The sequence below is a fragment of the Neorhizobium populisoli genome (genome assembly GCF_019430945.1).
In the GTDB taxonomy this organism is placed as follows: Bacteria; Pseudomonadota; Alphaproteobacteria; order Rhizobiales; family Rhizobiaceae; genus Neorhizobium; species Neorhizobium populisoli.
In genome coordinates this window covers 446319-455142 of the sequence record NZ_JAHYCB010000007.1, presented here as the reverse complement: position 1 = coordinate 455142, position 8824 = coordinate 446319, and the positions used below count along the sequence as shown (strand labels likewise).

The window sequence follows — 8824 nt, the reverse complement described above, 5'->3', positions numbered from 1 at the left end:
CCGAACACGGCCGTGAAACACCCCTGCGCCAATGGTACTTCGTCTTAAGACGCGGGAGAGTAGGTCGCTGCCAGGTCTTTTAAGGGCAATGTCATCGCAAGATGAAAACAATCTTCTCATAACGAAATCAAACGGCCCCTGGCCGATACCCAAGGGCCGCCCCAAAGCGGCCTTTTTGCTTGGAACAATACGAAATGTCGAGGATCGCACACAGGCTCTTGGCTCAGTGCCCTCCTTACAGGAGACAACTAGCTTTGCTAGTTGCTCCGGCAGAAGATGTAAGCGCAAAGCGCTTACATCACCGCGATAAATCCCAAACGGATTTACGCTTGGCGCGGGGTGGAGCAGCCCGGTAGCTCGTCAGGCTCATAACCTGAAGGCCGCAGGTTCAAATCCTGCCCCCGCAACCAAATTCCCAGAAGAAAATCACATCGGCCTTATTGATGATTTCCCTGCCGATCGTAGCTCCTCGTCCTATCGGCCATAACCTCAAGGGTGAGCTTTAGCGAACGGGACAAATCATGCCACCGAAATATCCCTTACTCCCAGGCCCGCAGCGGCTTTCCGCCTGTCGGACAGATGGAGCGTGATTGGAGCGGCTGCGATTGCCTGCTCTCCCGAGCCATCAGGACCGTCCTCCCGATCGCTGATAGCAGTCTCCTTGCATTGAAATTCCGCAAGGTTAATGGGAGTTAATCAGGCGTCCTCCCACCGGTCAAATTGGAAAGAGAGCCCTATATATGCAAGGCTTGCATATATGCGAAGCTCCAAACATTGGGCAAAACCGTGCATGTTGCCGCCAAAAACCGTGGCGTTCCGGGAAGCATCCGCCCATGTGAAGCGAAGGGTCTGGCGCAGGTTGGCGGAGTTTTGGAAAGCTGCACTCGTTAACTGCGGCATTTTGGAACAAACGAATTCGGCAGGGATGGGATAAAAGGATAGTATCCTATTAGAGCTGTGATCTTTTCCGGATACATGCAGATCGATTATGCTTCGCCGGCAGGCTGGCGGGATAGATGAGATCGGCCTTACGGAAATGATCAGGGCAGAGTCATTCCAGGGAGCTGAATATGAGCCTTCGCATCAACGACATCGCACCGGATTTTACCGCCGAAACCACGCAAGGGACCCTGCATTTCCATGACTGGATCGGTCAGGGTTGGGCAGTGTTGTTCTCTCACCCGAAAAACTTCACGCCGGTCTGCACGACCGAACTCGGCACCATGGCGGGCCTGGAAGGCGAGTTCTCCAGGCGCGGCGTCAAGATCATCGGCATTTCTATCGATCCGGTCGAAAGCCATGCCAAGTGGAAAGACGACATCAAGACAGCGACCGGCTTTGAGGTTGACTATCCGCTGATCGGCGACCGCGATCTCAAGGTCGCCAAGCTTTACGACATGCTGCCGGCCGGTGCTGGCGAAAGCTCGGAAGGCCGCACGCCTGCAGACAACGCCACCGTACGTTCCGTTTATGTCATTGGCCCGGACAAGAAGATCAAGCTGATCCTTACTTACCCGATGACGACCGGCCGTAACTTCAATGAAATCCTGCGCGCCATCGATTCGATCCAGCTCACCGCCAAGCACCAGGTCGCCACGCCGGCCAACTGGCAGCAGGGCGATGACGTGATCATCACCGCTGCCGTCTCGAACGAAGATGCGATCGCTCGTTTCGGATCGTTCGATACCGTGCTGCCTTATCTGCGCAAGACCAAGCAGCCGGCGGCCTGATAGAACTGTCCGTTGAACAAGAAAAAGGCCGGCGAACTCGCCGGCCTTTTTTATGTCCGCCCGTTTTTCGGGACGCTGATCAGTAAACCGGGTACATGCCCCAGAAGAAGCTTTCGGAATGTTCGCGGTCGAAAAGCCGGTCGGCTTCACGCTGCTTGGCAGGTTCTGCAGCTTTCCGCGCATTGGAATTTTCCGTCCCCGCGACCGGCTCCCGACGGCCAAGGCCGAACAGGTCAAAACCGAACAGGGACAAACCACCACCATCGATCATCGTGAGCCTCCAGAGGTTCCATATTATGCAACTCTACTGTCAGGCCAAAGGGCTTGCCGGTCAATGTTGTCTATCAAAACGCTATACTAATTCGTTGACGGTTTGTAAATGATTGTGTCTGGAATGTGGCAGTTTGAGGATTGTCATTTTTGCAAGCAGCTAGGCCTTCCCGAAGGTTCTCATGCAAAGAAGCGGTTAACGGGTCGGGGAAGGCCGAGATGTTCGCGCAAAGTCGAGCCTTCGTAATCCTCGCGGAAGATGCCGCGTCGCTGCAGTTCGGGGATCAGGCGCTCCGTAACATCGTCCAATCCTTGTGGAAGGAACGGGAAGACGACGGTAAAACCGTCGGATGCTTCGCCCTCGATCCAGGCCTGCATTTCATCGGCGATCGTTTGTGGCGTGCCGACGAAGGCGAGGCCGGAATAACCGCCGTAACGCTGCGCGAGCTGGCGCACCGTCAGCTTCTCCTGTTCCGCGAGCTTCAATACCTGGGCGCGGCCGGTCTTGCTGGCATTCGTGTCGGGGATTTCCGGCAGTAAACCATCCGGGTCGAAACCGGAGGCATCGTGACCGAGCGCGATGGAAAGCGAGGCGATCGCGCTATCGTAATGCACGAGGCTGTCGAGCTTGGCGCGCTTGGCCTTTGCCTCTTCGATCGTATCACCGATGACGATGAAGGCGGCCGGCAGGATTCTCAGGTGGTTGCGATTGCGGCCGACGGCTGTCATGCGGCCCTTGATATCCGCATAGAGCGCCTTGGCTGCTGCGATATCACGTGGCGAGCAGAAGACGAGTTCGGCGGTTTCCGCCGCGAGTTGCCGACCCGGTTCAGACTGGCCTGCCTGGACTATGACCGGCCAGCCCTGCGGCGGGCGGGCGATGTTGAGCGGGCCGCGGACGCTCAGTTCCTCGCCCTTGTGATCCAGAACATGCATCTTCCCCGGGTCGAAGAAGATGCCGCTCTCCTGGTCGCGAATGAAGGCGTCATCGGCAAAACTGTCCCAGAGGCCGGTGACGACATCGTAGAACTCGCGTGCACGCTTATAGCGTTCGCCATGTTCCAAATGTTCGTCGAGACCGAAGTTACGGGCGGTATCGGGATTGGAGGTGGTGACGATGTTCCAGGCGGCGCGTCCATCACTGATATGATCTAGTGAGGCAAAACGGCGGGCGACGTGATAGGGCTCGTCGAATGTCGTGGAGGCGGTTGCCGCAAGGCCAATCTTTTCCGTGACCGCAGCGAGGGCTGACAGCAGGGTGAAGGGCTCGAAGGATGTTACCGTATGGCTGCGCTTCAGCGCCTCCACCGGCATGTTCAATACGGCCAGATGATCAGCCATGAAGAAGGCATCGAACTTCGCGGCTTCGAGCTTCTGGATGAAGGTTTTCAGATGGACGAAGTTGAAATTCGCATCCGGATAGGAACCGGGATATCGCCAGGCGCCGGTATGTAGACTGACCGGACGCATGAAGGCAGTGAGATGCAGCGATTTTGCCATGGGAGGATCTCGGTTCGAGGTGGCGTGAACACCTAACGTAGGTATTCGGATTTCAGACACTAAGGAACAATGTTCCGAGATAATTGCGCCGTGGAGAAATTCTCTCCATCGGTACTTCATTCTGGCGGCAACCGGAAAACCGTTCGCCTGCGCTCAAAAAAGAGAAAATTCGCTTCGTCTCATCTTCCGAATTGAAGCTTTATTCCTTCTCCTATCGATCACGGCATGGCTGAATAAGAGCTTCGTCCGGGAATGAACCCAGGAGCAAGCCATGAGCAAGGTCATCCATTTGGCAGGAAATATCCGCGCAATTGCCCCCTATCTCGCCAGTGAAGACCAAGCGCTCGATGTCGCAAAGGCTTTGGCGGCCGAGATCACGGAAGGCTCCAGCATTCGCGACCGCGACCGCATCCTGCCGCATCACGAAATGGAACTTGTCGCACAATCCGGCCTGCTTGGGATCACCGTACCTGCGGAATATGGCGGTGCCGATATCTCCAATTCCTTCCTGGCGGAGGTCGTTGCAATTCTCTCAGAGGCGGACGCTTCGGTCGGCCAGATACCGCAAACGCATTTTTCCATTCTGGAGACGTTGAGGCTTTCCGGCACGGAGGAACAGAAGAAGTTCTTTTTCGGTCGGGCGCTCGCTGGCGAGCATCTTGCGAATGCCCAGGCGGAGGTTGGCACGAAGACGGCAGGCGATATCGAGACGCGCCTCGTGGCGGATGGCGCCGGCTATCGCATCAGCGGCCGGAAATATTATTCGACCGGCGCGTTGTTTGCCGATTGGGTGGCAATCTACGCCCTCGATCCGCAGGGCCGGCAGGTGGTGGCAATCGTGCCGCGCGATGCCGAAGGCCTGCAGATCGTCGACGACTGGGACGGTTTCGGCCAGCGCACGACGGCCAGCGGCACTGTACGGATCGACAATGTCTATGTCTCGCCGGACACTGTCATCGGCCATTATCGCAGCCTGGAGAAGCATGCGCCACTTGGCTCGCTTGGCCAGCTTCTGCACGCGGCCGTCGATCTTGGCATCGCGCGCGCCGCCTTTGCCGATACGGTTTCCTTCGTGAAGCAGAAATCCCGCGGCAACCGGAATGTCGGCATAGACCAGGCGGCGGCCGATCCGCTGACGATCGCCCGTACCGGAACGATCGCAGTCAAGATCGAGGCGGCCAGCGCCGTGTTGGAACGGGCAGGGCGCAAGGTGGATGTGGCGCAGATCAACCCATCACCCAAGACGGCGGTAGAAGCATCGCTTGCTGTTGCCGCCGTAAAAATCCTGACGACCGAAGCGGCATTGGAGGCGACCAACGGGCTGTTCGAGCTGGCCGGAACGTCGGCGACAAGTCAGGAGTTCAATCTGGACCGGCACTGGCGCAACGCCCGCACCCACACGGTGCATGATCCGGTGCGCTGGAAACATTATGCGATCGGTGATTTCCATCTGAACGGCAATGTGCCGAAACCGAACGGCCAGTTTTAAGCCTATGTCGCGCTGGCGCTGGCCGGTACGCCGTCCAGCAATTCCGCGGGCCGCTTGGCGACCATCTGTTCCAAGGTCATCGTGTCCAGCACCGCGGCGATCGCGTCTCGAACCTCCGTCATCGCGTGGCGGATCTGACAGTCTTCCGGGTGGTTGCAGTCGTCGCACAATTCGAAGGCGGTCTTGCTGGCACAGCGTATCGGCGCGAGCGGGCCATCGAGAATACGCACCGCCTGACCGACATAGATCTGCGAAGCTGGTTTCGACAGAGCATAACCGCCGCCGGGACCTTTTTTAGAGCGTAGCAGGCCACCCTTGCGCAATTCGAGCAGGATGGCATCCAGAAATTTTTTCGAAATATTATTCTGTTCGGCGATCTGGCTGACAAAGGCGGTTTCGCCGGGCGAAAGCTGCGCCAGATGCACCAGCGCCTTCAACCCGTATTTTCCCTTTTTGGTCAGCATCGAAGTTCGAAAGTCCAGAGCACAATCATGGCCGTAGCCGGCCGACAACCCACCGATACAGGACGTATGCTGAAGGTTCAATGAACTTTAGAGCCTTTAAAAGGCAATGCGGACGGGTCCAAGAAGGAGACCCGTCCGCATGATCAGAAGGAGGTCGCTCAAACTCCGCCTGAACCCACACGGCCGCCAGGGAGTGCAACCGGCCGTTTGTCATCCTGATATTATCCATAAAAACTATGGATTAAAGCAATTTATATTGCCAAGGATTACGGGTTCAGGAACGGGTTTTGTCCGTAATGGACGTGGAAAGGATTGCTTTTGCCTAACCAAGCGAAAGGTCACACAAGCCACGCGGCAGCGTGTTCATGCATACGGTGCCATTGGAAGTCACAAGGAATTGATCCTCGATCATCAGCGCGCCGAGTGACTGACCATAAAAGGGCGCCTCAAGCGCGACGACCATATCGCTCTCTATGACTTCCGGATTGTTGGTCGAGAAGAACGGCCATTCCTCGATGCCGACTCCGCCGCCGACCGAATGGCCGAAATGGCCGCGGTAATATTCGGCAAAGCCATCCTTGCGCATCGAGCCGAGCATGGCCGCGTGCACCGCGCCGAACGTATTGCCGGGTCGGATCTGTTCGAGGCCGGCGGCAAAGGCGTTTTCCAGTGCCTTGAAAACGTCCTGCGCAAGAAAGGGTGCCGGGCCATACGTGAATGTTCGTGCGCCATCGGAAGAATATCCATCGACCAGTGTGCCGACATCTGCCTTGATGAGGGCTCCGGGAGTAACGACCGCGTTCATGTTCGCAAGGTCGGCGCCGACCGAGATGTAGTCCCAGTGGCCGCTTAGCGCGAAGCCGTCTTCGGTTGCGCAGGCATGCGCGCCGGCTTTCCAGGCCGCAGAAAGTTCCAGCAGGGCTGCGCCGGGTTTTATCGCTGCAGCCATTAGGACGAGGCCAGCTTCCGCGGCCTTGGAGGCGTTGCGCAAACGTGCGATCTCGCGCGGTGTTTTCACCATGCGCAGGCGCCGCAGCACGGTTGAGCCATCCATCCAGGTGACCTGCGGCTGGTTTTGCTTCAGCGCCTCGAAATCCGCTGCCGGCATGAATTCCATATCGACGCCGATCTTTGCCCGCTCGAGGCCGCGTTCCTTCAGAAGATCGGCGAGCAGTCCGAAGGCGACCGAACGATCGAACGTTTCTGGCCGTGGCCCGCCGGCGCTCGACCGGCGATAGGCGGCATCGATCTGTTCGATGGTTTCGGCACCGGCAATATCCAGCATGTCGATCCAGATCCGATGGGTGCGCAGATCGACGGTGGGAGCAAGCTTGCAGATCGTGCCGGCCGCATGGTCGCTCGCCACCGCGGCGAGGTCCTTCCCAGAATCCGCCGGCACCAGAGCGATCGCAGCACCTGCTCGACCCCACATGGTGGCGACGCCGGCCGGGGCGCCGATCGCATACCGAAATGCTTCCGGCTGGAAGAGTACCAGCGCGTCGAGGCCGGCCTCCTTCATCAAACGTTCCGCCCGCTTTCGATCGATATCGCTCATGGCCTCATCCAATCCTGTTTTGAGGGATTTAGCCCGCTCGGCAACTAAGTGCCAGCACTGGAACAAAATTCCTCCAGGCTTCCTTTCGCGCGAAGCGCATTCCTCGTGTATGCCGAAAATCACGCATCGGCGACCTTCTCGCTGGAAAAGACTGAGGTATTCTCCGCCGCAGCATACAATGGCTGCAAAAGCCAATGACCAAGGAGTTACAAGATGAGCGGTTTGACGACCGGTGCGGGCGTTATCCTGAAGGGCAACCGACTGAACGCGCGCACGATCACGGCTGCTGCGCTTCTTTTCGGTGCATTGGCTGCGGGCCCCGTTCGGGCGCAGGATTTCGACGCAGACGCGACGATCAACATCGGTTCGCTCTACGAGCCCCAGAACCTCGATAACACGGCAGGTGCCGGCCAGGGCATCAACGAGGCCTTCAACAACAATGTCTATGAAGCGCTGTTCCGGCTGGCGGATTCCGGCGCGGTCGAGCCGGTTCTCGCCAAGAGTTACAAGGTCAGCGATGACGGTCTGACCTATACGTTCACGCTGCAGTCGGGCGTCAAGTTCCATTCCGGCGATCCGCTGACCTCGAAGGACGTTAAGTTCTCGATTGAGCGGGTGACGTCTGCCGAATCCAAGAGCTCGCGTAAGAACAGCCTGAAGCCGATCGCCTCCATCGAGACACCGGATGATGCCACTGTCGTCGTCAAGCTATCGTCGCGCTCGATCTCGCTGCCCTATAACCTGAGCTATGTCTGGATCATCAACGATACGGCGACCAACCTCACTGCCACCGAAGACGGTACCGGTCCCTACGAGCTGGAAGACTGGCGCCGTGGTTCGTCGCTGGCGCTGACCCGCTTCGACGGCTACTGGGGTACCAAGCCTTCCAATGGCGATGTCGTCTTCCAGTATTTCACCGAGGCGACGGCGCTTAACAATGCGCTGCTCACCGGCTCGGTCGATATCATCACCTCCGTTCAGAGCCCGGATTCGCTGAAGCAGTTCCAGACGAACAAGGACTTCACGGTCGCCGAAGGCAAGTCCACGACCAAGCTGCTGCTGGCCTATAACGATCGCGTCGCACCGTTCGACAACGTCAAGGTTCGCAAGGCGCTGGCGCGTGCCGTCGATGATTCAAAGGTGCTCAAGGCCGTCTGGGGAGATTACGGCACGCTGATCGGCTCCATGGTTCCGCCGACCGATCCCTGGTATGTCGACCTTACCAAGACGGATGCCTATGATCCGGCGAGCGCCAAGGCGCTGCTTTCTGAAGCCGGTTATCCGAACGGTTTCAGCTTCACCATCGACACGCCCAATTATGATCCGCACCCGATCGCCGCGCAGTTCCTGCAGACGGAGCTTGCCAAGGTCGGCGTCAAGGTGAGCATCAACGTCATCACCGCCAACGAGTGGTATTCGAAAATCTACAAGGCGCATGATTTCCAGGCGACCCTGCAGGAACATGTCAACCACCGCGATATCGTCTTCTACGGCAATCCGGATTTTTACTGGGGCTATAACAACCCGAAGGTCGTCGATCTGATCAAGCAGGCGGAAGCCGGCACCACGACCGATGAACAGACGACGAAGCTGAAGGAAGCCAACCAGATCATCGCCGACGATGCAGCGAGCAACTGGATCTACCTCTATCCGCAGATCGTCGTCTCGGCGAAATCGGTCAGCGGTTATCCGGTCAACGGACTGAATTCGCAGTTCTTCGCCGGCGGCATCAAAAAGGCCGACTGATCTGAAGCTTTGCCCATCGGCAAGTCCAAAATTTGGGCTATATAGCTGGCCGTCCGGTTCATTCCGGGCG

General features: G+C 57.9%; 7 protein-coding genes, 1 tRNA gene and 1 rRNA gene. 5 read left to right on the top strand and 4 right to left on the bottom strand.

Features of this window, described 5'->3' with window-relative positions; genetic code table 11:
* From rrf to KX729_RS22165, 3 genes are all read left to right on the top strand, one after another.
* Positions 1 to 76, top strand: a 5S ribosomal RNA gene (rrf, locus tag KX729_RS34835); the annotation flags it as partial.
* A gap of 257 nt (positions 77 to 333) precedes the next feature.
* A tRNA-Met gene (locus tag KX729_RS22170) sits at positions 334 to 410 on the top strand.
* A gap of 660 nt (positions 411 to 1070) precedes the next feature.
* Complete coding sequence (locus tag KX729_RS22165) at positions 1071 to 1730, top strand: peroxiredoxin (protein WP_219744660.1); 660 nt, start codon at positions 1071 to 1073, stop codon at positions 1728 to 1730.
* 79 nt (positions 1731 to 1809) lie between these two features.
* Here KX729_RS22165 and KX729_RS22160 read toward each other — a convergent pair whose 3' ends face one another.
* Both KX729_RS22160 and KX729_RS22155 read right to left on the bottom strand, forming a co-directional pair.
* On the bottom strand, positions 1810 to 2001 hold the full coding sequence (locus tag KX729_RS22160; protein ID WP_219744659.1) for a hypothetical protein: 192 nt from the start codon (positions 1999 to 2001) through the stop codon (positions 1810 to 1812).
* Between the two features lie 179 nt (positions 2002 to 2180).
* Positions 2181 to 3500, bottom strand: a complete 1320-nt coding sequence (locus KX729_RS22155; protein ID WP_219744658.1) for an LLM class flavin-dependent oxidoreductase — start codon at positions 3498 to 3500, stop codon at positions 2181 to 2183.
* Between the two features lie 271 nt (positions 3501 to 3771).
* On the opposite strand from KX729_RS22155, the gene KX729_RS22150 reads away from it, so the two are divergent.
* Entirely contained in the window at positions 3772 to 4989 is a 1218-nt protein-coding gene (locus tag KX729_RS22150; protein ID WP_219744657.1) for an SfnB family sulfur acquisition oxidoreductase, read from the top strand.
* Positions 4990 to 4991: 2 nt separating this feature from the next.
* Here KX729_RS22150 and KX729_RS22145 read toward each other — a convergent pair whose 3' ends face one another.
* Together KX729_RS22145 and KX729_RS22140 are read right to left on the bottom strand one after the other, a co-directional pair.
* Positions 4992 to 5453, bottom strand: coding sequence for an RrF2 family transcriptional regulator (locus KX729_RS22145; RefSeq protein WP_219744656.1), 462 nt, complete (start codon positions 5451 to 5453; stop codon positions 4992 to 4994).
* Positions 5454 to 5775: 322 nt separating this feature from the next.
* Positions 5776 to 7008 (bottom strand): M24 family metallopeptidase, encoded by a 1233-nt coding sequence (locus KX729_RS22140; RefSeq protein WP_219744655.1) that lies wholly within the window; start codon positions 7006 to 7008, stop codon positions 5776 to 5778.
* Positions 7009 to 7221: 213 nt separating this feature from the next.
* Between KX729_RS22140 and KX729_RS22135 the strand changes: the two genes are divergently transcribed.
* Entirely contained in the window at positions 7222 to 8754 is a 1533-nt protein-coding gene (locus KX729_RS22135) for an ABC transporter substrate-binding protein (RefSeq protein ID WP_219744654.1), read from the top strand.
* Positions 8755 to 8824: the final 70 nt, after the last annotated feature.

Bases quoted from the DNA above. Each gene is read 5' to 3' on its own strand.
- KX729_RS22145 (WP_219744656.1), bottom strand. From the start codon at position 5,453: ATGCTGACCAAAAAGGGAAAATACGGGTTGAAGGCGCTGGTGCATCTG.
- KX729_RS22165 (WP_219744660.1), top strand. From the start codon at position 1,071: ATGAGCCTTCGCATCAACGACATCGCACCGGATTTTACCGCCGAAACC.
- KX729_RS22140 (WP_219744655.1), bottom strand. From the start codon at position 7,008: ATGAGCGATATCGATCGAAAGCGGGCGGAACGTTTGATGAAGGAGGCC.
- KX729_RS22150 (WP_219744657.1), top strand. From the start codon at position 3,772: ATGAGCAAGGTCATCCATTTGGCAGGAAATATCCGCGCAATTGCCCCC.
- KX729_RS22135 (WP_219744654.1), top strand. From the start codon at position 7,222: ATGAGCGGTTTGACGACCGGTGCGGGCGTTATCCTGAAGGGCAACCGA.
- KX729_RS22160 (WP_219744659.1), bottom strand. From the start codon at position 2,001: ATGATCGATGGTGGTGGTTTGTCCCTGTTCGGTTTTGACCTGTTCGGC.
- KX729_RS22155 (WP_219744658.1), bottom strand. From the start codon at position 3,500: ATGGCAAAATCGCTGCATCTCACTGCCTTCATGCGTCCGGTCAGTCTA.